Raw genomic sequence first — 23,385 nt, forward strand, 5'->3', positions numbered from 1 at the left:
GCTTCGCGTGACCCCGACCCTCATCACCGACGCCCGGCTGATCGACCCGGAGGCCGACACCATCCGCGAGGGGGCCGTGCTGATCGAGCGCGGCGCCATCGCCGAGGTGTTCGACACCCCCGAGCCCGACATCCCGACCGATCGCGTGCCGTCCGAGGCCCGCCGCGACGCCCGCGGGCGCTTTCTCGCGCCCGGCATCGTCGATATCGGCGTGAAGGTCTGCGAACCCGGCGAACGCCACAAGGAAAGCTACAAGACCGCCGGCGACGCCGCGGCGGCCGGCGGCGTGACCACCATCGTCACCCGCCCCGACACCGATCCGGCCATCGACACGCCCGAGACGCTGGAGTTCATCCGCCGCCGGGCGCGCGAGGTCGCGCGCGTCCACGTGCTTCCGATGGCCGCGCTCACCAAGGGGCGCGAGGGCCGGGAAATGACCGAGATCGGCTTCCTGATGGATGCCGGCGCGGTGGCCTTCACCGATTGCGACCGCGTGGTGACCGACACCAAGGTGCTGTCGCGCGCGATGACCTACGCCGCCGGGCTCGGCGCGCTGATCGTCAGCCATCCGCAAGAGCCCGGGCTCAGCCGCGGCGCGGCGGCGACGTCGGGCAAGTTCGCCTCGCTCCGCGGCCTGCCCACGGTGTCGCCGATGGCCGAACGCATGGGCCTCGACCGCGACATCGCCCTGGTGGAGATGACCGGCGCGCGGCTCCACGCCGACCAGATCACCGCGGCCCGCGCCCTGCCCTCGCTGCAGCGGGCCAAGCGCAACGGCTTCGACGTCACCGCCGGCACCTCGATGCACCACCTGACGTTGAACGAGCTCGACGTCGCGGACTACCGCACCTTCTTCAAGGTGAAGCCGCCGCTTCGGTCCGAGGACGACCGGCAGGCGATCATCGACGCGGTGAAGACCGGCCTGATCGACACGGTGTCGTCGATGCACACCCCGCAGGACGAGGAATCCAAGCGCCTGCCGTTCGAGGAGGCCGCCTCCGGCGCCGTCGGGCTCGAGACGATGCTGCCCGTGCTCCTGCGTCTCTACCATTCCGAAGAGCTGCCCCTGCCCGCGCTGTTCCGCGCGCTGTCGCTGAACCCGGCGCGTCGGCTGGGGCTCGACACCGGGCGCCTCGCCGCCGGGGCGCCGGCCGATCTCGTGCTCTTCGACGCCGACAAGCCCTTCATCCTCGACCGGTTCAAGCTGCGCTCGAAGTCCAAGAACACGCCATTTGACGGGGCGCGGCTGCAGGGTAAGGTGCTCGCGACCTACGTCGCCGGATCCCCTGTCTTCGAGGCCGACTGAATGCCAGCGATCGACTCCGCGCCGCTGATCCTCGTTCTCTGGGCATGCATCGGCTATCTCCTCGGGTCGGTGCCCTTCGGCCTCGTCATCACGCGGGCGATGGGGCTGACCGATCCGCGCACGATCGGCTCGGGCAATATCGGCGCGACGAACGTGCTGCGCACCGGATCGAAACTCGCAGGCGCGTCCACGCTGATCCTCGATGCGGTGAAGGGCGCGGTCGCGGTGCTGCTCGCGCGCTTTGCGGCGGGCGACGACAGCGCGCAGATCGCCGGGCTCGCGGCGTTCATAGGGCATTGCTACCCGGTCTGGCTGCGCTTCGTCGGCGGCAAGGGCGTGGCGACCTTCCTCGGCGTAATGCTGGCGATGATCTGGCCCGTGGGGCTGCTCACCTGTGCGACCTGGATCGCCGGCGTTGCGCTGACCCGCGTATCGAGCGTCGGCGCGCTGACGGCGGCGATCCTGTCGGCCGGCTGGGCGATGCTGATCGGCCGCTTCGATGCGGTGCTGGTGATCGTGCTGATGACGCTCCTGATGATCTGGCGTCACCGCCAGAACATCGCGCGCCTGCGCGCCGGCACCGAACCGCGGCTTGGCGAACGGCCCTAGCCGCGGCGATCCGGCACCCCTAACGCTCGGCAGGCGTCAGCCGATCCACGGCCCGTGTGAGAGCGGCAGAAATAGCCCGAGCGCCATCGGGTGCACGCCGCCGCGTCGCGGACGCGACGCGTACACCGCCGCCCAGGATCGCAAGCGTGACCGGCCCCTCGCATTCAGGCGAAAGATGCGCGCTCAGGCCTCGTCGTCGCTCGTGCCGTAGCGCTGGAACAGGCCGCCCTGCGTCATGAAGAACAGGAACAGCGCCGCCGTCAGTCCGAAGGTCTTGAAGTAGACCCAAGCCTCGGTCGACATCGTGCGCCACACGATCTCGTTCGCGAGCGCCAGCGCGAAGAAGAAGACCGTGACCCGCTTGGTCAGGATCATCCAGCCCTCGTCGCGCAGCGGGACCATTCCCTCCATCACCACGCGCAGCCAGCTCTGCCCGCGCAGGAGCCCCGCGCCGAGAATACCGCCGAAGATCAGGTAGATGAGCGTCGGCTTCATCTTGAAGAACCGCTCGTCGTTGAGCCAGACCGACAGCCCGCCGAACACCACGATCAGCACGACGGTGACCACCTGCATCCGGCTCAGGTGCCCCGTCAGCCACCACAGAACGCCGGTCGCGGCCACCATCACCGGCACGAAACCCGCGGTCACCACGATGAACCCGTCATAGGCCGTGCCGCCGATGTCGAAGGTGCGGTCCTTCAGCAGCAGGTAGGCGACGAAGAAGGCCACCACCGGCCCGAGCTCGAGCGCGCTCTTGAGAAACGGGGAAATCTCGCGGTTCTGCATGTCTCACCTCCGGATGGCGATATGGGGCACTCAGCCGCCGAACTCAACGATCACCGCACCGAGCGCGATCAGTGCCATCAGCGCGATGCGGCGCGGGCCCACCGTCTCGCCCAGCGCGAGCCAGCCGATCAGCGCCGCGAAGACGGTCGAGGTCTCGCGCAGCACCGCCGCCTCGCCCACCTTGTCGAGCCGGGTCGCCAGCATGATCGAGCCGAAGCTGGCGAAGGCCACGAGCCCGCCCACGACCCCGCGCAGTGCCAGCGGGCGCCACGGCACCGCCGCCATCGTGCGCCCGCGCCGGAGCGCGACAAGCGGCATCACGATCCCGTCGAGCATGAAGAACCACGCGAGGAACGTGAACGGATCGGCTGTCGCGCGGATGCCGTAGGCGTCGTAGGTCGTGTAGAGCGCGACGAAGCCCCCCGTCGCCACGGCAAAGGCCAGAGCGGGCCCGAGCGTCGCGCGGTCCTGCACCAGGAACAGGTAGTTGTAGACCGCGAGGCCGAAGATCCCGCTCATCAGCACGGCGATGCCGAGCCATTGCAGCGGCGCGAACGTCTCGCCGAAGATCAGATAGGCGCCGATCACCGCGAAGAACGGTCCCGTGCCGCGCACGACCGGGTACACGACGGTGTAGGCACCGCGGCTGTAGGCGAGCGCCTGCAGGAACTTGTAGAGCGTGTGGATCACGAAGGCGCCGGCGAAGATCGGCCACATGTGCGGCTCGGGCCACGGCACCACGAAGAACGCGAACGGCGCGGCCATCAGCCCGTAGGAGGCGTCGATCGCCCCACGCGACAGCCACGGGTCGTGCCGCCCTTTCTGCAGCGCGCCGAACACCGCGTGCAGGAACGCCGCCGCAAGCGCCAGCACCATCGCCAGGGTGCGCCCGGCCTCCGTGCCCTCCAGCGAGACGAGCCAGGCACTCATGCTTGCGCCACCGCCACGCGTCCGTCCGCTCCGCGGAGGACGGTACGATCGTCCGCTCTTGCGGGGCCGGCGCCCGCCGCGACATGACGTTTATGTGACGCGCGGTGGAAACGCCCGCGCGGTGCCGGCGTTGAGCACCAAACGCTCCCCACACCACGGAGGCGCCGGGTGCCCGAGTTCATCCGCGACGAACTGCTCACCACCTTCACGGCAACGCCGCTGCCGACCGCGATCTTCCGCCTGTCCTGCGCCGTCGTCCTCGGCGCGCTGATCGGGTGGGAGCGCGAGGCGCACAGCAAGCCCGCGGGCCTCAGGACCCACATCCTGATCGCGATTGCCGCCTGTCTCTTCACGCTGATCGCGTTCGACCTGATGGAACTGCGCGAGACCGACACCGGCTCGCTCCGCGTCGATCCGATCCGCGTGATCGAGGCGGTGACGGCGGGTGTCGCCTTCCTCGCCGCCGGGTCGATCATCACCCACGGCGCGCGGGTCGAGGGCCTGACGACCGGCGCGGGCATGTGGATGGCCGGCGCGGTCGGGCTCTGTTGCGGCACCGGCAACGTGCCCCTCGCGGCGATCGCGACGGTGCTGGCACTGGCGGTGCTGTGGATGCTGCGCAAGCTGATGGGCGACACGTCAGGATCCGACGCCTGAACCGGCGCGTCGCTCACGCCTGCGTCCGGATCATGCCGGTGCGGATCTCGAACCCCGCGCGGCGGTAGAGATCGAACGCGCCCGGATCGGCGATCAGCGTGATCTGCGCGGTCGCGGGCAACTCGGCGTCGGCCCAGTCCAGCAGGCGCGTCAGCACCTCGGTCGCGACGCCCTGACCACGGAATTCCGGGTCGGTGGCGATGTCGACCACCTGCGCAAAGCAGCCGCCGTCGCCCACCAGCCGCCCGAGCCCCACGAGCCGCCCGCGCGCCCGCGCCGTCACGATGTGAAGCGAGTTCTCCAACCCGCGCGCCGCCGCGGCAGGCGCGCGCCGCGACAGCCCCGCGAGACGCCGCAACTCCAGGTATTCGCCCACCGAGGGCGCGTCGCCGTCCCAGGTCAGGCTCACTGCTCGAGCCCCGTCAGCGCCGCGGCGAACTCCTCGGGGTCGAACGGGGCGAGGTCGTCGATCTGCTCGCCCACGCCGATGGCATGGATCGGCAGGCCGAACTTGTCGGCGAGCGCCACCAGCACGCCGCCCTTCGCGGTGCCGTCGAGCTTGGTCATCACGAGGCCCGACACGTCGGCCAGCTTGCGGAAGATCTCCACCTGCTGGAGCGCGTTCTGCCCCGTCGTCGCGTCGAGCACGAGCAGCGTGTTGTGCGGCGCATCGGGATCCTTCTTGCGGATCACCCGCACGATCTTGGCCAGTTCCTCCATCAGGTCCTGGCGGTTCTGCAGCCGCCCCGCCGTGTCGATCAAAAGCAGGTCCGCGCCGTCCGCCTGCGCCTTCGTCATCGCGTCGAAGGCCAGCGACGCGGGGTCGGACCCCTCGGGCGCGGTCAGCACCGGCACCCCGGCGCGGTCGCCCCAGATCTGAAGCTGTTCGACCGCCGCGGCGCGGAACGTGTCTCCGGCGGCGATCACCACACTCTTGCCGGCCTCGCGGAACTGGCTGGCGAGCTTGCCGATCGTCGTGGTCTTGCCCGATCCGTTCACCCCGACGACGAGCACGACCTGCGGCGTCGTGCGGTAGAGCGGCAGCGGCTTGGCCACCGGCTCCATGATCCGGGTGATCTCGGCGGCCAGGAGCTCCTTGATCTCGCGCGTCGACACGCGGCGGCCATAGCGCCCCTCGGCCATGTTGGCGGCCACGCGCAGCGACGTGTCGACCCCCATGTCGGCGGCGATCAGCAGCTCTTCGAGGCTCTCGACCATTTCGTCGTCGAGCACGCGGCGCATGACCGGCGCCTCGGACGGTCCGCGCCCGAACAGGCGGCCGAAGAACCCGCCGCCGCGGGTCTCCGGCGTGCCGTCGCCGGGCACCTCGGTCGGGGGCGGCACTTCGTCCGGCAGATCCTCCTGCGGGATCTCCAGCGGCGTCAGCGGCACGGTCTCGGACGGCCGCTCCGGCACAGGGTCCGAAGGCACGGGTGCATCCGGCGCATCGGGCTCCGGCTCGACCGGCGGGGCCGGCAGATCGGCGGGATCCTCCGGCACCGGCGCCTCGTCCGGCGCGTCCGGTGGCACCTCGTCGGGCGCCGTCGGCGCCTCCTCGGGCGGCTCCGGCACCGGGTCGTCCGGCGGCGGCGCGTCGGGCGCCGGGCCGGGCTCGGGCTCGGCCGGCGGGGTGTCGGGTGTATCCGGATCGGCGCTGCCACCCTCCTCGACGATCGCTTCGAGGCCCTCCTCCAGCTTGGAGGACGACTTGAACAGGCGGGACTTGAGCTTGCCGAAGAAGGACACGAAAGGGCTCCCGAAACAGGTGCTCCTCACCTAATCGCGATGGGCGGCAAGGGAAAGTCCCGTTGACCGGGCGCCGCCTGCGCGGTCACACCAAGGGCATGCGCCTGCTTGTTGTCCTGCTCGTGTCGATCCTGTCCCTGCCCGCCGTCGGCGCGCCGGTTTCCGCCGAGCCCGGGCGCATGTGCTCTTCGGGCAGCTACGGGCGCGTGATGTGCATCCGGCCCGCGCATTTCGTCTTCGACACCTGCCAGGCGATCGAGCACTTCGCAGAAACCAACGGCCTCGCACCCGGCTTCTTCGCCCGGCTCATCTGGCAGGAAAGCCGTTTCGACCCGAACGCGCTGTCGCCGGCGGATGCGCGCGGCATCGCCCAGTTCATCGATTCGACCGCCGAGATGCGCGGCCTCGTCGACAGCTACAATCCGGCCCTCGCGCTCGAATACTCCGCCCGCTACCTGGGCGAGATGAGCCGCGCCTACGGCAATCCCGGCCTCGCCGCGGTCGGCTACAACGGCGGCGAGGCGCGCGCCGAGGGCCTGATCGCCCAGACCGGCGGATTGGCGCGCGAAACGGTGCAATACGTCCGCATCATCACCGGGCTGACGGCGGAGACATGGCGCGACGACCCGCCCGAGGATCACGACTGGCGGCTACAGGGTGACATGCCCTTCGCCGACGCCTGCCACGACCTCGCGCGCAACCGCCGGATGACCCGCTATCCGCCGCCCGAGCCCGACCACGCGCCCTTCGGCGTGCAGCTTGCCTACGGGCTCAGCCCGGACGCCGCGCGCGCCGCCTTTGCCGAGCGCAGCCGCGCCTGCCGGTCGGGCGTGGAGGGCGTGCCGCTCGACATCGTGTTCGTGCGCAACCGCGTCTCGGGGCGCAAGGGGTACTACATGGCGCGCCTCGGCCGGGACACGGCGCAAAGCGCCCACCAATTGTGCAACGCCCTGCGCCGCCAGGGCTGCGTCTGCGCGGTCTATCCCAACGGCTAGGCGCGCTGACGCGCGTGTCACGCGATCGTGCGGGGCCCGGGGCCGCCCGGGGCATTCATCGGATCGCCCGACGCGTGTTAGTGTCATTCCAGACATTGCCTGCCTTTCCGAAGGAGACAGCACGCATGCAGACACCGTTCACCTCCCGCCGGTCCTTTCTGGCCAGCGCCGGCGCCACCGGCGTGGCGCTCGCCGCTGCCGGTCTGCCGATGCCGGCCATCGCGCAGGGCCTCGCGCCGACGCAGACGATGCGCGGCGGATCGAACAACTACCGTCCCGGCGCGCCGCTCGTCGATCGCCTCGGCAGCGGCTTCTGGGTGCGCGGCCGTGTCCGCCGCGCCGGCGACGGCGCACTGCTGCAGAACGTCCGGATCCAGATCTGGGCCGCCACCACGCTCGGCGGAGAGCGCGAGCCCGCGAACCACGGCAGCGTCATGACCGATTCCGAGGGCCGCTTCGCCCTCGAGATGGAACAGATCGTTCCCAATTTCGGCCAGCCGCACGCGCATCTCGCCTACGACGACGCCGATTTCCAGACGGTGTTCCTGCGGCCCGTGATGCCGAGCCCGAGCGACACGTCGCTGGCCACCGAATTCGTGCTCGCGCCGGCCTGAGGCGGGCGCGCATGTCCCGACTGCGCGCCACCGGCGTCGCGATCTGGGCCGGTCTCGCGCTTCTCGCGGTCGGCCCGGTGGTGCTCGCCGCGTTCAGCCCCTACCTCGCCTATCGCGGCCCGCTCTACATCCTCGGCGGGTTCGCGGGCATCGTCGGGCTGTCGCTGCTGCTGACGCAACCGCTCCTCGCGGCCGGCGATCTGCCCGGGGCGCGCGGCCCCGACGGCCGGCGCTGGCACCGCTGGATGGGCTGGGGCCTCGTGGCCTGCGTCGCCGCGCATATCGTCGGGCTCTTTGTCACGAGCCCGCCCGACACGATCGACGCGCTCCTCCTGGTGGCGCCCACACCGTTCTCCGTGTGGGGCGTGATCGCGCTCTGGTCCACCGTCGCCACCGCGATCCTCGTGGCGCTGCGGCGCCGGATGGAGGCGCGGATCTGGCGGGTCGCGCACAACGCGGTGGCGCTTCTCCTCGTCGTCGCGACGGTGATCCATGCCGTCCAGATCGAGGGCGCGATGGAGCAGGTGTCGAAATGGGCGCTCGGACTGGCGGCCATCGCCGCCAGCGCGCTCGCCGTCGCGCGGCTCAGGATCCTGCGCCCGCTCCTGCGGCGGCGCGCCCGCGCCTAGTCGCCAGGACGCCTAGAGGATCGACCGCATCGCCGCGAGGAAGGCGCGCACCTCCTCGAGCGTGTTGTAATGCGCCAGCGACACCCGGACGCACCCCGCCTGCCCCAGCGGCTCGAGGATATTGCCCGAATAGTGATCGGCCTTGCGCAGATGCGTGCGGATCCCCGCTGCGTTGAGCGCATCCACGATGTCCGCCGCGGGCCGACCGTCGGCCCAGAACGACACCAGCCCCTCGCGCGCGGGATTGTCGGCGCCGCCGACGACATGAACGCCGGGCATCGACGCCAGCCCGGGCAGGTTGTCCGTGCCGCGCAGCATCGCGTCGGTCAGCGCGCGCTCGTGCGCATGGATCGCGTCCGCCGCCGCCTCGATCCGGGCGCGCGGTTCGGCCGCGTCCGACACCTGCGACCCGAGCCAGTCGAAATGCGCCACCACGTCCGACAGCGTCGCGTAGGCGCCGGTGTCGCGGGTGCCGAGCTCCCACGTGCCGTCCGGCCCGCCGACCAGCGCGTCGTGCCCGAGCGCGGTCAGCCGGTCCGACGCCCACGCCAGCCCGAACCCGTGCCGCGAAAACAGCTTGTAGGGAGAGATCGCGTAGCCGTCGACGTCGCAGGCGGCGATGTCGATACCGCCGTGACAGGCATGCTGGATCCCGTCGACAACGATCAGCGCCCCGGGCGCCACCGCGCGGATCGCCCGCGCGATCCCGGCCACGTCCATCGCCATGCCGGTCACCGGCGACGTGTGCAGGATCGTGGCCACCCGCACCTCCGGCGTGACGACCGCGGCATAGGCCTCGGGCGTCACCCGGCCGGTGGCGTCGTCGTGGCGCACCCACACATGCTCGCGCCCCGTGACCTCGGCCCAGCGCGCCGCGGCCGAACGCGACGCCGGGTGCTCCACCGTCGATCCCAGTACGACACCGCCCGGCGCCGCGCCGAGGCAGGCGTCGCGGATCATCCGGAACAGCAGCTCCGTGCCACTCTCGCCCACGAAGATCCGCCCGCCCGGCGCGTTCAGGAACAGCGCCATGTCGGCGCGCGCCCGCTCGATCGTCGCCATCAGCGCGCGGCTCGCGGCGTTCGCCCGGCCCTGGTTGTCGGGAATCGCGGCATAGCGGGCCGAGGTCTCGACCACCGAGTTCAGCGTCAGCGCCCCGCCGGCGTTCTCGAAGAAGATCCGTTCGCCCTCGAACGGGCACGTCGCGACATGCGCGAACCGCGCGCGCACCGCCGCCATCAGGTCCGGTGCGAAGACGCTCAATGCGGCTGCTCCGGGCCGCTTTCGCCGCGCATCGCCGCGTCGAGCGCCTCCTCCACGTCCTCGGGATCGGTCGAGGGCACCGCGTAGGCGCCCGTCATCCACTTGGCGAGGTCCACGTCCGCGCAGCGGCGCGAACAGAACGGACGATAGCGTCCGTCGGTCGGCTTCGAACAGATCGGGCAGCTCATCGTGCGGCCTCCTCCTTCAGGATGTCGGCGAGCGCCGGGCGGTCGCGCTTGCGCTGCAACTCGATGTTGCCCATCGGCGTCCAGCCGGCAAAGATCGTCTCCACGCTGTCGCTCTTCAGCGCCGCGCGCAAGGCGCCCTCGATCTGGCGGCGGTCCTTCTTGGGCACCGGCGCGGGGTCGATCGTCACCAGCCCGCCCAGACCGCGCAGGCGCAGCTCCCGCGGCAGCGCCCTCAGCGCCGCGAGCGTCGCCTTCAGGCCCGCGGCCGGCGACGTGTCTCCGCCGGTGTTCACGTCCACCGCGACGAGCGCGCGCGTGACCTCCACCGACATCGACGCGCGCGCCCCGAGCGCAACGTGCGGGGAGGCCAGCGCATCGATCGCCTCCCAAACACCCAGCCGGTCGAACGCGCCCGGCTCGCCGTCGATCGTCGCCGGCATGCTCCACTCGCGCCACGCGCGCGCATGCGCGCCGTCCCCGGCGACGAGCAACTCCGCCGCACCCTCGGTGTCGGCCATCACCGCCGCCGCCAGCGCGCGCATCTCCGCGATATCCTCGGCCACCGCGTCCTCCGCCGCCCCGGCGCAGGAGGAGCGCAGGATCAGCCCGAAGCCGTCCGCGTCCTCGACGATGTCGTGGGCGAGCGCGAGCAGCGCCTCGCGCATGTCGTCGTTGCGGATCGCCCGGGACACGTTGATCCCCGGCGCTCCGGGCGTGACGATCGCGTAGCGGCTCTTGAACAGCACCCGGTCGGTCACCGGGATCGCCTTGCCGGGCTCGGCGTAGCCCGTCACCTGCAGGATCCGGCGCTCGGCCGGCGACACGCCCTTGATCTGCCGCAGGTAGGCGGGCCCGTCGGGCGTGTCGAAGAACACGCCGCCCTGCCCCTTCATCGGCCGGCCCGCGATGCCGCGATAGATCGCGCCGGGCAGCGCCGCCGCCCCGTCGAGGAACAGGTCCTCCACGATCCCGTCGACGATCAGCGCCGCGGCCTCGCGGTCGCCGATCCGGTCGAGCGCGATGCTCGCCCCCTTCATGCCGGCCCCCAGACCGGCCAGCCCGCGCTGGCCAGAAGCTGCGCCGTCTCGGCCAGCGGCAGGCCCACGACCGCGGTGAACGACCCCGAGATCCACGGCACCAGCGCTCCGGCCGGCCCCTGGATCCCGTAGCCGCCGGCCTTGCCCTGCCAGTCGCCGGTGGCGAGGTATCCGCGGATCTCGTCCTCGGACAGGGGCTTCATCTTCACGCGGGTGATCACGTCACGCTCCCACATCCGGGGGCCCCGGCGCACGGCGACGGCGGTCACCACGCGGTGCCGCCGGCCCGACAGCGCGCGCAGGAACGCCTCCGCCTCGCCCGCGTCCGCGGGCTTGCCGAGGATCCGCCGGCCGAGCGCCACGGTGCTGTCCGCCGACAGCACCACGTCGCCGTCGTCCGCCGCGACCGCCGCCGCCTTCTCGCGCGCCATGCGCACGCAGTAGGGCCGCGGCAGCTCGCCCGCCGCCGGCGTCTCGTCGATGTCCGGCGGACGCACGGCGTCGGCCGTGATGCCGATCTGGCCCAGCAGCTCGCGCCGCCGCGGCGATCCCGATCCGAGAATGAGCTTCATGGGCAGGCGCCCCGCATGCGAACGGGGCCCGCAGGCCCCGCCGTGTCCGCCCGGGGCGGGGTCACTTGAAGCGATAGTTGATGCGGCCCTTCGTCAGATCGTAGGGCGTCATCTCCACCTGCACCTTGTCGCCGGCCAGAACCCGGATGCGGTTCTTCCGCATCTTCCCTGCCGTGTGCGCGATGATCTCATGGCCATTCTCGAGCTCGACCCGGAACGTCGCGTTGGGCAGGAGTTCCTTCACGACACCGGGAAATTCGAGCGTATCTTCCTTGGCCATGGTCTCTCCTGAATTGCGTCTCGGGGCGGCGCAGCGCACCCCCCGTCGGTGCTGCGGTATTTGCGCCAAACGCGCCGATTTTCAAGCCCTATCTGCACTCAGCGCAGCGTCATGCGCGGCGGCGGCCCCGCGCGGAGCCCCTGTTCGTCCCAATGCAGCCTGTTGCGCACCACACCCGAGCGCCGCACCTCGGCCACGTGGCCGAGGTCGATCTCGGCATAGGTCCAGCCCGGCTGGTCGAGCGGGCCCTCCGCGAGCACCCCGGTCGGCGGAAAGCCGGTATCGGGCGGGCCGAAGACGCCGCCGGCCCCGCGGTTGGTGTCGACCGCCTCCGACCACGGCGCCGCGCCCACGGTCGAGGCCATGACGGTGACGCATTGCGCCTCGAGCGCGCGCGCCATCGCCCCGATCCGCACCCGCCAGTAGCCCGCCAGCGCCTCGGTGCACGACGGCACGAGCAGCAGGTCCGCCTCCGCCAGCGCCCGCGCCAGCAGCGGATACTCGGCATCGTAGCAGATCAGCACGCCGATCGTGCCGAGCGCGGTATCGAAGAGCCGCAGCGGCCCGCCCGGCGCCACGCCCCAGGGCGCGCGCTCGAACATGGTCATGATCTGCTTGTCCTGCACGCCGACGCCGCCGCCCGGCGCGAACAGCCGCGCGCGGTTGACCGGGCGCCCGCCCAGCGCCGGATCGAAGACCGGCGCCGAGGCCGCGAGGATGTGAACCCCGTGCCGCGCCGCCAGCGCGGCGTGACAGGCATCGGCCGCCGGGATCCGCGCCGACACCGCGGCGAGCGAGGCCTCGAGATCGCCGGCCACCGTCGGCCCGTCGAGCGTCGCGAGCTCCATCGCGCCGTATTCGGGAAAGACGAGCAGCTCCGCGCCCGCCTCGGCCGCCTCGGCGACCCAGGCGCCCAGCTTGGCCTCGAAGGCCGCCCAGTCCGCCAGCTCGTCCATCGGGTAGGCCGCCGTCGCCACCTTCATGCCGCTCTCCTCGTTTCCGCCACGCAGCGACCGTACGGATCTCCGGACGCCCGTCCAGCCGACCGCCGCGCCCGCGCGCGCCCCGTCTCATGCCTCACGCAGGGCCGGCGCACGCCGCCAGCCCCGTCATTCCGTCCGGCGCGGCCCCGCGCCGCCCACCTCACGGCCCTCCGGCGCTCCTCGCCCGCCTCGTCATCTTGCCGAGCGCGACCCCGCGCCGCTCGCCTCACGACAATCCGGCGCACGCCGCCCGCCTCTTCATCTTGCCGATAAACCCCGGGGAGCGCGAGGGGCTGGCCCCTCGCTTCCGGGGTTGGGGAGGGGCTCCCCCAGCCGACATGCAGGATCGACGCTCGCCGCCGACCCGAACGGCAGATCCCCACCCCCCACCGGATCACGCCGGCTCCCGCTCAAAGCGGGCGCATCCAGAACTGCAGCGCGTGGTCGGTCTCCGCGCTCCGGTCCACGTCCCGCCAGCGAAAGGTGGCCGTGACCCCGGGCAGCGGCGCGTAGCCGCGCTTGCGCCAGAACGCGTCGAGCGGCACGTAGCCCTCGGGCCGCAGCGGATGATCGTCCGGCCGCATGACCGCGCAGAAGCACGAATGTCCGTGCCCCAGCTGCCGCGCATGGGCCTCGCGCCGGTCGAAGAACGCGTGCCCGATCCCGCGTCCGCGATACGCCGGCAACAGCACCGATTCGGCGCAGTAGAAAAGGTCGCCGAGGTCGTGGCCGGTGCCCGTGAACGCCGCCGCGAAATCCTCCGCGTGGTCCTCCATCGGCGTGCCGGTCGCCGCCCCGACGAGCCGGTCGCCGTCGAACGCGCCGACCACGATCGCGCCGGCGCTGTCGCGGTAGGTCTGAAGGTAGTCCCGCTCGTAGTCGAACGACCCGTCATAGAGGTAGGGCCAGTCGCGGAACACCGCGATCCTCAGCCGCGCCACGTCGTCCAGCGCCGCCTCGAGGTCCCCGCCCGTCAGCGCCTCCACCCTCATGCGGAGACCTGCCGAATCCAGTCCGAGAGGTTGTAGTAGGTCACGACCCGCGAAATCCGCCCGTTGACGAAGGAAAAGAACGACCCCGCCGGGAGGCGGTAGGTCTGTCCGTCGGCGTCGGGCGAGCCGGAATCGGTCTCGAGGTACACGCCGTTGACCATGTATTCCGCCGCGCCGCGCGCACCGTCCTCGGCCGAGAACAGCACCAGTTCGGTCAGCGTTTCGTCGTAGCACCGCGCCATGTGGCCGCAGAACTCGGCGAAGGCCTCGCGCCCGATCCGCACATCGCCCTCGTTGACGTGGTGGGCGACATCCTCGGACAGGCAGTCGAGCATGCCGTCGATGTCCTTGCGGTTGAAGGCGTCGAAATACCGGGTAAGCGTCTGCATGGTCATGTGATCCGTCCTTTCACGGGCAGTGGCACGGGAGCGGCGCAACGGGCGCGGGCGCCGCCGTCAGCGGCGGCCCCATCGCCCCTTCAGGTGGTCGTGGATCTGGTCGCGGGTCTGGCGGTAGGCGTTGAGCTTGGTCTCGCGGTCCTCGCCGATGCCCGTGGGGTCCATCACCGGCCAGTATTCCACCGACAGGTGGTAGAGCCGCGTCAGCGCCAGCGCGCGGCGCTGCGCCGCCGGGCTCATCGCGACGATCAGGTCGAAACCCGACAGCGCCTCGCCGATCTCCTCGAGCTCCTCGAAGCTGCGCGCGCGATGACGGGCGAGTTCCACGCCGATCTCGGCGCAGACGGCGATGGCGAAGCCGTCGATCTCGAGGTCGTTCAGCACGCCCACCGACTGCACGTAGGTGTCCTGCCCGTAAAGCCGCTTCATGATGCCCTCGGCCATCGGCGAGCGGACGGCGTTGTGATCGCAGGCGAAGAGGATCGATTGCGGCAGCCGCTCCGGCAATCCTCAGCCTCCGAAATGCAGCACGCAGACGAGCGTGAACAGGCGCCGCGCGGTATCCTCGTCGATCTCGGCCTTGCCCTCGAGCCGTTCGCGCAGGATCCGCGCGCCCTCGTCGTGGATGCCGCGGCGCGCCATGTCGATCGTCTCGATCTGCGACGGCGGCAGCGTCTTCACCGCATCGTAGTAGCTCTTGCAGATCGAGAAGTAGTCCTTGACCACCTGCCGGAACGGCGACAGCGACAAATGGAACTCGGCCGCGGGCTGTCCGCCCTCGGTCGCGACGCCGAACACCAGCCGCTTTTCGCGGATCGCCAGCGACACCGCGTAGGGCCCCGGCGGCACGTCGTGACCGTTGCGCGCGGGCAGCGCGAAGGAATTGCGCTCCATCAGGTCGAACATCGCGACCCGACGCTCCTGCTCGATCTCCGGTGTGGGCGGCGGCAGCGCGGCGTCGTCCAGTTCGATATGCGCGATATGGCTCATGGGCCATTCCTCCGGCGTGGTGAGCGAGAGCCTAATCCGCTCCGGCGGCGCGGGCAATGCCGCGGCGCAGCATCACGCTGTGGCTCACCGTCACGCATGTCGGGCCCCGGCGACGCCCGCACCGGCGGCACGGGCGACCGGCACCGTTCGACCCGGCCTGTCGCCACCGGCCCGCATCGTCACTCCGACCTGTTCAGCGTCTCGCGCCGCGCGGCCACCGACAATCCGTGCGCCTCGAGGCTTTCGGCCGCGGCCAGCCGTTCGGCGGCCGGCCCGATCGCCGCCAGCGCCTCGGGCGTCAGCTCGGCCAGTGTCGTGCGCTTGAGGAAATCCATCACCGAAAGGCCCGAGGAGAACCGCGCCGAGCGCGCCGTCGGCAAAACGTGGTTCGGCCCGCCGACGTAGTCGCCGATCGCCTCGGGCGTCCAGTGCCCGAGAAAGATCGCCCCGGCATGGCGGATCCGCGCGGCCAGCGGGCGCGGCTCGGCCACGCACAGCTCCAGGTGCTCGGGCGCGATCCGGTCGGACAGCGCCGCCGCCTCGTCGAGGTCGCGCACGGTGATGACGGCGCCGAAGTCGCGCCAGCTCGCGCCCGCGATCGCGCGGCGCTCCAGCGTGCCCAGCCGCGCCTCCACCGCATCGGCGACCTGCCGGCCGAACGCGGCATCGGTCGTCACGAGAATCGACTGCGCGCTCTCGTCGTGCTCGGCCTGGCTCATCAGGTCGAGCGCGATCCAGTCGGGATCCGAAGTGCCGTCGGCGATCACCAGGATCTCGGACGGCCCCGCGATCATGTCGATGCCGACGCGGCCGAAGACGCGCCGCTTGGCGGCCGCGACGTAGGCGTTCCCGGGGCCGGTGATCTTGTCCACCGGCGCGATCGTCTCGGTGCCGTAGGCCAGCGCCGCGATCGCCTGCGCGCCGCCGACGCGGTAGATCTCGTCCACACCGGCGGTCCGCGCGGCGTACATCACCAGCGGGTTGATGACGCCGTCGGGCGTCGGCACGCAGATCGCCAGCCGCTCGACCCCCGCAACCTTGGCCGGGATCGCGTTCATCAGGACCGACGACGGATACGAGGCGAGCCCCCCGGGCACGTAGAGGCCCGCCGCCTCCACCGGCGTCCAGCGCCAGCCGAGCGTCGCGCCCTCGGGATCGGTCCACTCCGCGTCGGGCGGCATCTGCCGCGCGTGATAGGCGCGGATGCGCTCGGCGGCGCGGTCGAGCGCGGCGCGATCTTCGGGCGCGACCTTGGCGATCTCGGCGTCGACCTCGGCACGGCTCAGCGCCAGCCGGCCCGCGGACAGCTCCAGCCGGTCGAACTTCTTGGTCAGCTCGACGAGCGCCGCGTCGCCCTTTTCCCGCACATGCGCGATGATCGCTCCGACGGTGTCGTCCACGTCGGGGCTGTCCTCGCGCTTCGCGGTCAGCAACGCGCGGAACCGCGTCTCGAAATCCGCGTCGGTCGTGTCCAGAAAGTCGGGCATCGCGCTCTCCTTGCTCGCGCCCGCACTTACGGCGCGCGGCCGGCAGGCTCAAGAGCGTCGGGACTGTCCGGAAAGGCCGGGCTCAGGCGCCGTGATCGGGCGCCTTGCCCGACACCGCGGCGTAGGGCCGGGTCACGTCCTTCAACGTGACCTCCAGCGCCTCGACCTCCGCGCGGATCAGGCCGTCTCCCGCCAGCGTGATCTCGACCGCGCCGGCGGCATCCTCGCCCGGATCGAAGGCGATCGACAGAATCTGCAGGATCGTGTCGGGATCGCCCCGGGTCACGCCCTGGCTCGCCACGCGCACCGCGTGGTCGATCACCAGGAGCGCCCGAACCCGCTCGACCCCGCCGCGCGCGGTCTCCTCCTCGCGGCGCAGCCGGTTGACGAGCAGAACCAGCCGCCGCTCACCCTTCAGCCAGCGCATCTCGGAGGATGGCAGCACGGCATCCTGCGCCAGAGCGGACAGCACCGACAGGTCGTCGGGATCCATCGCGCCCAGGTAGATCGGGCGCCCGCCGGCATCCTCGAACCGCGCGTCCTCGGTCATGCGGTCGCGACCCGCTCGATCTTGGCGCCCACGGCGGCGAGCTTCTCGACAACGCGCTCGTAGCCGCGATCGAGGTGATAGACCCGGTTGACCACCGTCTCTCCCTCGGCGGCGAGGCCGGCGAGGATGAGCGACACGCTCGCGCGCAGATCGGTCGCCATCACCGGCGCCCCCTTCAGGTTCTCGACTCCATGCACGTGCGCGGTCCCTCCGGAAACGTCGATCCGCGCGCCCATCCGCATGAGCTCGGGCGCGTGCATGAACCTGTTCTCGAAGATCTTCTCTTCAAGCACCGATGTGCCCTCGGCGGTGCACAGAAGCGCCATCATCTGCGCCTGCAGGTCGGTCGGAAAGCCCGGGAACGGCTCCGTCGTGACATCGACGGCCTGGATCCGGTTCGACCGGCGCGACACCCTGAGGCCGGTGTCGGTCTCCTCGACCGCCACGCCCGCGGCGTCGAGCCGCTCGCAGAACGACTGGACCAGCGCGATGCTGCCGCCGAGGCACTCGACCTCGCCGCCGCAGATCGCCGGGGCCAGCATGTAGGTCCCGAGCTCGATCCGGTCGGTGACGACCTTGTGCGTCGCCCCGCCGAGCCGGTCGACCCCGTCGATGGTGATGGTCGACGTGCCCTCGCCCTCGATCTGCGCGCCCATCGCCCGCAGGCACCGGGCCAGGTCGACGATCTCGGGCTCGCGCGCGGCGTTCTCGATCACCGTGGTGCCCTTGGCCAGCGTCGCGGCCATCAGCGCGTTCTCGGTCGCGCCGACCGACACCAGCGGGAAATGCACCGTGCCGCCGCGCAGCCCGCCCGCGGGCGCCTTGGCGTAGACATAGCCCTCGCGCAGGTCGAGCTGCGCCCCCAGCGCCTCGAGCGCGCGCAGGTGCAGGTCGACCGGTCGCGCGCCGATGGCGCAGCCGCCGGGCAGCGACACCTCGGCATAGCCGTCGCGCGCCAGCATCGGCCCCAGCACGAGGATCGAGGCGCGCATCTTGCGCACGATGTCGTAGTCGGCGCGGTGGTTGTCGAGCGCGTGGCTCGACATCGCCAGCACCTTGCCGTCGTTCAGCGCGCTGACCTCCGCCCCGAGCGACTGCAGCAGCGTCGTCATCGTGCGGATATCCGACAGCCGCGGCGCGTTCAGCAGCGTCAGCGGCTCCTCGGTCAGCAATGTCGCCGGCATCAGCGTGAGGCAGGCGTTCTTGGCGCCCGCGATCGGGATCTGCCCCGACAGCGGGCCGTTTCCGGTCACGACGATCGAATCCATTCAGTCACTGTCCTTGTCCTGCTCGTCCCCGCTGTCGCCGTCGTCGCCCGGGCCCGTCGCGCGGGCCTTTGCCTGCGCCTTCCGCTTCGCCAGGTTCGACTTCAGCGCCGCCTTCAGCCGGTCCTCTCGGGACCCGTCGCCGGCGCGCGAGGTGCCTCGTTTGCGCTCCATGAACCGGTCTCTACAGGAGGCGGGAAAATGCGTCCAGATTGCGCTTGCATGGCTCAGGCGATCTGGGTAGAGAGCCGCCCACACCGCGCCCGGTGCCGGCGCTGCTGTAGCTCAGTGGTAGAGCACTCCCTTGGTAAGGGAGAGGTCGACAGTTCAATCCTGTCCAGCAGCACCATCTTTCCGCTCACGACACCTTCCGCGCCGTCAGGCCGTCGACCGGTCGGGAACATTCGGCGGCGTTCGGGCATTGGTCCGCAAGACTGATTTCACAGGAGCGTGAGCCGTGCACAATATCATCTATCTCGTCGGACTCGTTGTCATCGTCGTGGCCATCGTCGGCTTCGTCCTCTGATACGACGCCGGCCCGAAGCGGCCGGACTTGTCCGACCCCCGCCCCCTTGCTAAGCGGCTCCGACCGCCAGCGAGGGGGCCGGGATGCGCGCAGCGATCGCGACCAGCGACTATCACGTGATGGGCGAGACCTTCGTCAACCGCCACATCGCGCATCTGTTCGGCGGCGACACCGTGATCGTTGCCGGACGCTTCAACGGTGACGACCCCTATCAGAAGCCGCTCTTCGTGCGTCGCCGCCGTCTCGGGGTCGCGGGCCTCGCCGCCTTGCCGGTCATGGCGGCCCGGAACCGCATCCTTCATGCCACCTCCCGCCTGCCCTATGGCGCCGACCGCCGCGCCCTGGCCGAGTTCCTTCGCGCCGAACGGGTGGAGGTCATCCTCGCGGAGTTCGGGACGCAGGCGCTCGCCCTCGCCCCGCTCGCCAACGACCTGCAGATCCCGATCTTCAGCTATTTCCGCGGCACCGACGCGTCGAAGCAGCTGCGGCTGGCCCGGATCCGACGCGCCTACCGCCTGATGATGCCGCGCCTTGCCGGGATAGTGTCGGTCTCGCGCTTTCTGCTCGATAACCTCGCGGCCGCCGGCGTCACGCACCCCAACGCCCATGTCATTCCATCGGGCGTCGACGTGCGCCGCTTCCGCCCCGGCGACAAGGCGCCCGGCTCGTGCCTCGCCGTCGGACGCTTCGTCGAGAAGAAGGCGCCGCTGACGACGCTGCGCAGCTTCGTGGAGGCGACGCGCGACCGACCCGCCGCGCGGCTCGACTTCGTCGGCGACGGCCCCCTCCTGGAGCCCGCGCGCGCCCTCGCGGCCGACCTCGGCGCCGCGGATCGGGTCCGCTTTCACGGCGCGCAGCCGCACGCCTTCGTCCGCGACCGGCTCGAGACCACGCAGTTCTTCCTGCAGCACTCGGTGACCGCCGCGGACGGCAACACCGAGGGGCTGCCAACCGCGATCCAGGAGGCGATGGCCGCCGGCTGCATCACCGTGTCGACCCGCCACGCCGGCATCCCCGAGGCCATCGACGAGGGCGAGACCGGCTTTCTCGTCGACGAGCGCGACGCGGCCGGCTTCACCCGCGCGGTGGACGCCGCGATGTCGGTGTCCGACGCGCCCGCGATGGCCGCGCGCGCCCGCGCCGTCGCCGAAGCCCGGTTCGACAACGATCGCCTGCTCGCGCGGCTTGAGACGGTGATCCGCGACACACTCGCCGCGCGATGACGCCGGACGCGGGATGGAGACCGGGCCGGGATCGGGCAGGATGTTCGATTTTCGATAGAGATGTCGGAGATTCTGCGCCGATTCACGACCCAAAGATCGCGAATGTGAAAGCCTCGCATGACCACGCAGGCGCCGGAACCCGCTCCTGTCCCGCGCCGGCGCCCCGGTCTCTTTGCGAGGCCCGTCAATCGGATACCCGCCCGTGCTGATCTATCGCGTCCTCATTTCGCTCTTCGCAGCCGCCGTGCTGGCGCGGCTTGCGCTGCGGGGGGACGCCGACGCGCTCAGGGCCCGGCTCGGCGCGGGGCCGGCCGATCCCGGCCGCCATGTCTGGCTGCACGCCGCGTCGAACGGCGAACTGGCCTCCGCCCGACCGATTGTCGCGGCGTGGCAGGCGGCGCGCCCCGATCTGCCGCTCGTGGTGACATGCAATTCCGAAAGCGGCGTCGCCCTCGCGCGCGACATGGGATGCGCCGCCGCGCTCGCCCCGCTCGATCTGAAGCACGCGGTTGGCCGCTTTGCCCGACGCTGGGGCGTGAACGGACATATCGCTCTTGAATCAGAGCTTTGGCCGCACCGCTTCACGCGCGTTCCCGGCCCTGTGGCGCTGCTCGGGGCGCGGATGTCGGCGCGCACCGCACGGCTCTGGGCACGGCTGCCCGGGCTCGCGCGCCGCACTCTCGGCGCGGTAAAGTTCGCCTCGGCGCAGGATCCGGCCTCCCGCGATCGGCTGCGGGCGCTCGGCCTGCCGCGCGCGGCCGAAGGCCCCGTCGTCGACCTGAAGGCCTTCTATCAATCCCCTGAAATCGCGAGCGACGATCCCGCCGGCGCCGCGTTCGACAGGGTGCGGACGTGGCTCGCCGCCTCGACCCACGAGGGTGAAGAGGAGATCGTCCTCGACGCCCATGTCCGGGCGCAGGCCGCGCGCCCCGACCTCGCGCTCATCCTCGCGCCGCGCCATCCGCGCCGGGGCGACACGGTGGCGGAGATGATCGCCGCGCGCGGGCTCGCCGTCCGCCGCCGGTCGCGCGGCGAGGCGCCCGCGCCGTGCGCGGTCTACCTCGCCGACACGCTGGGCGAAATGCCGTTGTGGTACGCCGCGGCCGGCATCGTTTTCGTCGGCGGCACGCTCGGCAACCGCGGGGGTCACACGCCCTACGAGCCCGCGGCCTTCGGCGCGGCGCTCCTGCACGGACCGGACACCCGGAACTTCGCCGCGCCCTTCGCGGCGCTCGCCGCGGCCGACGCCGCGCGCCCGGTCCGCGAAGCGGCCGACCTTGCCGCGGCGCTGACCGACCTCGCAGATCCGGAGCGCCAGTGTGAGGCCGGCCGCGCGGCGCAGCACGCGCTGCGCCCCGTTGCGGGTCCGGAAACGCTTGTCGCGGCATTGCTGGCAACCTTCGAGGGCGATGCGCGGAACGCCGCAGCGCATTGACTTTGTCTTGATTTCGCCGACCTGATGCTGCGGTTCTGCCGCCCGCTTCAGATACACTCAGGCCGATGATTCGATACGCGCTCCGCTGTGCCGACGGGCACGAATTCGACAGCTGGTTCCAGTCCGCCGCCGCGTTCGACACGCTTGCGGCGGCCGGGCACCTGTCCTGCGCGGTGTGCGGATCCGGCGAGGTCCAGAAGACGCTGATGGCCCCGCGCGTCGCCGGCGACGCGAAGGCGCCGCAGCCCGAGGCGCAGACGGAGACCCCCGCCGAGCCGTCGGCCCGGCCGCTCGCCGCGCCCCGCTCTCCGGCGGAACAGGCGATGGCTGCCCTGCGCGCGCATCTGGAGGCCAATTCCACCTTCGTGGGCAGGGATTTCGCCCGCGACGCCCGCGCGATGCACCTTGGCGAGGCCGAGGAGCGCCCGATCTGGGGCGAGGCCACCGGCGAGGAGGCGCGCGACCTGTTGGAGGACGGCGTGCCCGTCCTGCCGCTGCCGATCCGCCGCGAAGGTGGGCGCAACTGAGCCACGCCGGCCCCCTGCCGCGGCGCAGCCATCTTGCGCGCCCCGGCCGGCGCGCCTAGAGAGCCGCGAAGGTCGGCTCGGGAGGCGACAGATGCCCGTTCTGGTGATGAAATTCGGCGGCACCTCCGTCGCCACGCTCGACCGGATCCGGCGCGCGGCCAAACGCGTCGGCATCGAGGTGGCCAAGGGCTACGACGTCATCGTCATCGTCTCGGCCATGGCCGGCAAGACCAACGAGCTGGTCGGCTGGGTCAACGAGACCTCGCCGTTCTACGACGCCCGCGAATACGACGCCGTTGTCAGCTCCGGCGAGAACGTCACCGCCGGGCTGATGGCGCTCACGCTGCAGGAGATGGAGGTGCCGGCGCGCTCGTGGCAGGGCTGGCAGGTGCCGCTTCGCACGACCTCCGCGCATTCGGCCGCGCGGATCGAGGAGATCCCCCCCGACAACATCCTGCAGAAGTTCGACGAGGGCATGCGCGTCGCCGTCGTCGCCGGCTTCCAGGGCATCTCGCCCGAGGGCCGGATCACCACGCTCGGGCGCGGCGGGTCGGACACCACCGCCGTCGCCTTCGCGGCCGCCTTCGACGCCGAGCGCTGCGACATCTACACCGACGTCGACGGCGTCTACACCACCGACCCGCGGGTCTGCGAGAAGGCGCGCAAGCTCGACCGCATCGCCTTCGAGGAAATGCTGGAGCTCGCCAGCCTCGGCGCCAAGGTGCTGCAGACCCGTTCGGTCGAGCTCGCGATGCGCTACAACGTGAAGCTCAGGGTGCTGTCGAGTTTCGAGGAACCATCCGACGAGGCCGGAACCCTCGTCTGCGGAGAGGATCAGATCATGGAATCGAACGTCGTCTCTGGGGTCGCCTTCTCGCGCGACGAGGCCAAGGTAACCATCGTCACCGTCGCCGACCGGCCGGGCATCGCGGCCACGATCTTCGGCACGCTGTCCGAGGCCGGCGTGAACGTCGACATGATCGTGCAGAACGTGTCGGAATCCGACTATCACGGCCACGAGGGCAAGGTCACCGACATGACCTTCTCCTGCCCCGTCGACCAGCTCAAGCGCGCAGAGAAGGCGCTGGAGACCGCGCGCGAGGCCGGCGGCCTCGCTTTCGAGCGGCTCGAGACGCAGACAGACGTCGCCAAGGTCTCGGTCGTCGGCATCGGCATGCGCTCGCAATCGGGTGTCGCGGCGCGGATGTTCCAGACGCTCGCGCAGGAAGGCATCAACATCAAGGTGATCGCCACCTCGGAGATCAAGATCTCGGTGCTGGTCGACCGCAAGTACATGGAACTCGCGGTGCAGGCGCTGCACGACGCCTTCGAACTCGAAAAGGCCTGACCCTGCCGCGCCGGCTCCACCCGCGCGATTGTTTCCAACCTCTACGGGT

28 protein-coding genes and 1 tRNA gene are annotated in these 23,385 nt (G+C 71.2%); 11 read left to right on the plus strand and 18 right to left on the minus strand.

Annotated elements, in window-relative coordinates:
* Nucleotides 1-7: 7 nt before the first annotated feature.
* Entirely contained in the window at nucleotides 8-1,306 is a 1,299-nt protein-coding gene (pyrC, locus tag ROJ8625_RS11425; protein ID WP_085792023.1) for a dihydroorotase, read from the plus strand.
* Nucleotides 1,307-1,915: a glycerol-3-phosphate 1-O-acyltransferase PlsY gene (plsY, locus tag ROJ8625_RS11430; protein ID WP_085792024.1), complete on the plus strand. Its 609-nt coding sequence runs from the start codon at nucleotides 1,307-1,309 to the stop codon at nucleotides 1,913-1,915. It abuts the gene before it with no gap.
* 183 nt (nucleotides 1,916-2,098) lie between these two features.
* On the opposite strand, the gene ROJ8625_RS11435 is transcribed toward plsY, so the two are convergent.
* Both ROJ8625_RS11435 and ROJ8625_RS11440 read right to left on the minus strand, forming a co-directional pair.
* Nucleotides 2,099-2,701, minus strand: a complete 603-nt coding sequence (locus ROJ8625_RS11435; RefSeq protein ID WP_085792025.1) for an inner membrane-spanning protein YciB — start codon at nucleotides 2,699-2,701, stop codon at nucleotides 2,099-2,101.
* Nucleotides 2,702-2,731: 30 nt separating this feature from the next.
* Nucleotides 2,732-3,631, minus strand: coding sequence for an EamA family transporter (locus ROJ8625_RS11440; RefSeq protein WP_085792026.1), 900 nt, complete (start codon nucleotides 3,629-3,631; stop codon nucleotides 2,732-2,734).
* A 168-nt stretch (nucleotides 3,632-3,799) separates the two neighbouring features.
* On the opposite strand from ROJ8625_RS11440, the gene ROJ8625_RS11445 reads away from it, so the two are divergent.
* A complete protein-coding gene (locus tag ROJ8625_RS11445) occupies nucleotides 3,800-4,288 on the plus strand; it encodes an MgtC/SapB family protein (RefSeq protein WP_085792027.1) in 489 nt (162 codons plus the stop codon).
* Nucleotides 4,289-4,301: 13 nt separating this feature from the next.
* Here ROJ8625_RS11445 and ROJ8625_RS11450 read toward each other — a convergent pair whose 3' ends face one another.
* Nucleotides 4,302-4,697, minus strand: coding sequence for a GNAT family N-acetyltransferase (locus ROJ8625_RS11450; RefSeq protein ID WP_085792028.1), 396 nt, complete (start codon nucleotides 4,695-4,697; stop codon nucleotides 4,302-4,304).
* On the minus strand, nucleotides 4,694-6,034 hold the full coding sequence (ftsY, locus tag ROJ8625_RS11455) for a signal recognition particle-docking protein FtsY (RefSeq protein ID WP_085792029.1): 1,341 nt from the start codon (nucleotides 6,032-6,034) through the stop codon (nucleotides 4,694-4,696). The genes ROJ8625_RS11450 and ftsY overlap by 4 nt, the downstream gene beginning before the upstream one ends.
* Before the next feature lie 62 nt (nucleotides 6,035-6,096).
* On the opposite strand from ftsY, the gene ROJ8625_RS11460 reads away from it, so the two are divergent.
* The 3 genes from ROJ8625_RS11460 (at nucleotide 6,097) to ROJ8625_RS11470 (ending at nucleotide 8,272) form a co-directional block, all read left to right on the plus strand.
* A complete protein-coding gene (locus tag ROJ8625_RS11460; protein ID WP_234984249.1) occupies nucleotides 6,097-7,029 on the plus strand; it encodes a lytic transglycosylase domain-containing protein in 933 nt (310 codons plus the stop codon).
* A gap of 125 nt (nucleotides 7,030-7,154) precedes the next feature.
* A complete protein-coding gene (locus ROJ8625_RS11465) occupies nucleotides 7,155-7,643 on the plus strand; it encodes a twin-arginine translocation signal domain-containing protein (RefSeq protein ID WP_085792030.1) in 489 nt (162 codons plus the stop codon).
* Between the two features lie 11 nt (nucleotides 7,644-7,654).
* Nucleotides 7,655-8,272 carry a ferric reductase-like transmembrane domain-containing protein gene (locus tag ROJ8625_RS11470; RefSeq protein WP_085792031.1) on the plus strand — a complete coding sequence of 206 codons (618 nt, stop codon included), beginning with the start codon at nucleotides 7,655-7,657 and terminating at the stop codon, nucleotides 8,270-8,272.
* A gap of 12 nt (nucleotides 8,273-8,284) precedes the next feature.
* Here ROJ8625_RS11470 and ROJ8625_RS11475 read toward each other — a convergent pair whose 3' ends face one another.
* The 14 genes from ROJ8625_RS11475 to ROJ8625_RS21200 form a co-directional block, all read right to left on the minus strand.
* Entirely contained in the window at nucleotides 8,285-9,511 is a 1,227-nt protein-coding gene (locus tag ROJ8625_RS11475) for an aminotransferase class V-fold PLP-dependent enzyme (protein WP_085792032.1), read from the minus strand.
* Between the two features lie 20 nt (nucleotides 9,512-9,531).
* The gene (locus ROJ8625_RS11480) at nucleotides 9,532-9,723 is read right to left on the minus strand and encodes a DNA gyrase inhibitor YacG (RefSeq protein ID WP_085792033.1); all 192 of its coding nucleotides are present in this window, start codon (nucleotides 9,721-9,723) and stop codon (nucleotides 9,532-9,534) included.
* Nucleotides 9,720-10,760: a ribonuclease E/G gene (locus tag ROJ8625_RS11485; protein ID WP_085792034.1), complete on the minus strand. Its 1,041-nt coding sequence runs from the start codon at nucleotides 10,758-10,760 to the stop codon at nucleotides 9,720-9,722. Before ROJ8625_RS11485 ends, ROJ8625_RS11480 begins: the two co-directional genes overlap by 4 nt.
* Nucleotides 10,757-11,332, minus strand: a complete 576-nt coding sequence (locus ROJ8625_RS11490) for a Maf family protein (RefSeq protein ID WP_085792035.1) — start codon at nucleotides 11,330-11,332, stop codon at nucleotides 10,757-10,759. The genes ROJ8625_RS11485 and ROJ8625_RS11490 overlap by 4 nt, the downstream gene beginning before the upstream one ends.
* Nucleotides 11,333-11,393: 61 nt before the next feature.
* Nucleotides 11,394-11,612 (minus strand): translation initiation factor IF-1, encoded by a 219-nt coding sequence (gene infA, locus ROJ8625_RS11495; protein WP_005978431.1) that lies wholly within the window; start codon nucleotides 11,610-11,612, stop codon nucleotides 11,394-11,396.
* A gap of 98 nt (nucleotides 11,613-11,710) precedes the next feature.
* The gene (locus ROJ8625_RS11500; protein ID WP_085792036.1) at nucleotides 11,711-12,595 is read right to left on the minus strand and encodes a carbon-nitrogen hydrolase family protein; all 885 of its coding nucleotides are present in this window, start codon (nucleotides 12,593-12,595) and stop codon (nucleotides 11,711-11,713) included.
* A gap of 410 nt (nucleotides 12,596-13,005) precedes the next feature.
* Nucleotides 13,006-13,587, minus strand: a complete 582-nt coding sequence (locus ROJ8625_RS11505; protein ID WP_085792037.1) for a GNAT family N-acetyltransferase — start codon at nucleotides 13,585-13,587, stop codon at nucleotides 13,006-13,008.
* Nucleotides 13,584-13,982: a ketosteroid isomerase-related protein gene (locus ROJ8625_RS11510; protein WP_085792038.1), complete on the minus strand. Its 399-nt coding sequence runs from the start codon at nucleotides 13,980-13,982 to the stop codon at nucleotides 13,584-13,586. Before ROJ8625_RS11510 ends, ROJ8625_RS11505 begins: the two co-directional genes overlap by 4 nt.
* A gap of 60 nt (nucleotides 13,983-14,042) precedes the next feature.
* Entirely contained in the window at nucleotides 14,043-14,492 is a 450-nt protein-coding gene (locus ROJ8625_RS11515; protein ID WP_085792039.1) for an arsenate-mycothiol transferase ArsC, read from the minus strand.
* A 3-nt stretch (nucleotides 14,493-14,495) separates the two neighbouring features.
* Nucleotides 14,496-14,975, minus strand: coding sequence for a UPF0262 family protein (locus ROJ8625_RS11520; protein WP_085792040.1), 480 nt, complete (start codon nucleotides 14,973-14,975; stop codon nucleotides 14,496-14,498).
* Between the two features lie 179 nt (nucleotides 14,976-15,154).
* Nucleotides 15,155-16,462 carry a histidinol dehydrogenase gene (hisD, locus tag ROJ8625_RS11525; protein WP_085792041.1) on the minus strand — a complete coding sequence of 436 codons (1,308 nt, stop codon included), beginning with the start codon at nucleotides 16,460-16,462 and terminating at the stop codon, nucleotides 15,155-15,157.
* Between the two features lie 82 nt (nucleotides 16,463-16,544).
* Complete coding sequence (locus tag ROJ8625_RS11530) at nucleotides 16,545-17,012, minus strand: DUF2948 family protein (RefSeq protein ID WP_085792042.1); 468 nt, start codon at nucleotides 17,010-17,012, stop codon at nucleotides 16,545-16,547.
* Nucleotides 17,009-18,280 carry a UDP-N-acetylglucosamine 1-carboxyvinyltransferase gene (gene murA, locus ROJ8625_RS11535; protein WP_085792043.1) on the minus strand — a complete coding sequence of 424 codons (1,272 nt, stop codon included), beginning with the start codon at nucleotides 18,278-18,280 and terminating at the stop codon, nucleotides 17,009-17,011. Before murA ends, ROJ8625_RS11530 begins: the two co-directional genes overlap by 4 nt.
* A complete protein-coding gene (locus ROJ8625_RS21200) occupies nucleotides 18,281-18,451 on the minus strand; it encodes a hypothetical protein (protein WP_200813312.1) in 171 nt (56 codons plus the stop codon).
* A 100-nt stretch (nucleotides 18,452-18,551) separates the two neighbouring features.
* On the opposite strand from ROJ8625_RS21200, the gene ROJ8625_RS11540 reads away from it, so the two are divergent.
* The 5 genes from ROJ8625_RS11540 to ROJ8625_RS11560 all read left to right on the plus strand — a co-directional run bounded on the left by ROJ8625_RS11540 (nucleotide 18,552) and on the right by ROJ8625_RS11560 (nucleotide 23,336).
* Nucleotides 18,552-18,626 (plus strand) — tRNA-Thr (locus ROJ8625_RS11540).
* A 260-nt stretch (nucleotides 18,627-18,886) separates the two neighbouring features.
* Nucleotides 18,887-20,026, plus strand: coding sequence for a glycosyltransferase (locus ROJ8625_RS11545; RefSeq protein WP_085792044.1), 1,140 nt, complete (start codon nucleotides 18,887-18,889; stop codon nucleotides 20,024-20,026).
* A gap of 202 nt (nucleotides 20,027-20,228) precedes the next feature.
* A complete protein-coding gene (locus ROJ8625_RS11550) occupies nucleotides 20,229-21,461 on the plus strand; it encodes a 3-deoxy-D-manno-octulosonic acid transferase (RefSeq protein ID WP_085792045.1) in 1,233 nt (410 codons plus the stop codon).
* Nucleotides 21,462-21,526: 65 nt separating this feature from the next.
* Entirely contained in the window at nucleotides 21,527-21,988 is a 462-nt protein-coding gene (locus ROJ8625_RS11555) for a DUF1178 family protein (protein WP_085792046.1), read from the plus strand.
* 91 nt (nucleotides 21,989-22,079) lie between these two features.
* On the plus strand, nucleotides 22,080-23,336 hold the full coding sequence (locus ROJ8625_RS11560) for an aspartate kinase (RefSeq protein ID WP_085792047.1): 1,257 nt from the start codon (nucleotides 22,080-22,082) through the stop codon (nucleotides 23,334-23,336).
* The last annotated feature ends 49 nt before the right edge of the window (nucleotides 23,337-23,385 follow it).

Source organism: Roseivivax jejudonensis (genome assembly GCF_900172265.1).
GTDB classification, from domain to species: Bacteria; Pseudomonadota; Alphaproteobacteria; order Rhodobacterales; family Rhodobacteraceae; genus Roseivivax; species Roseivivax jejudonensis.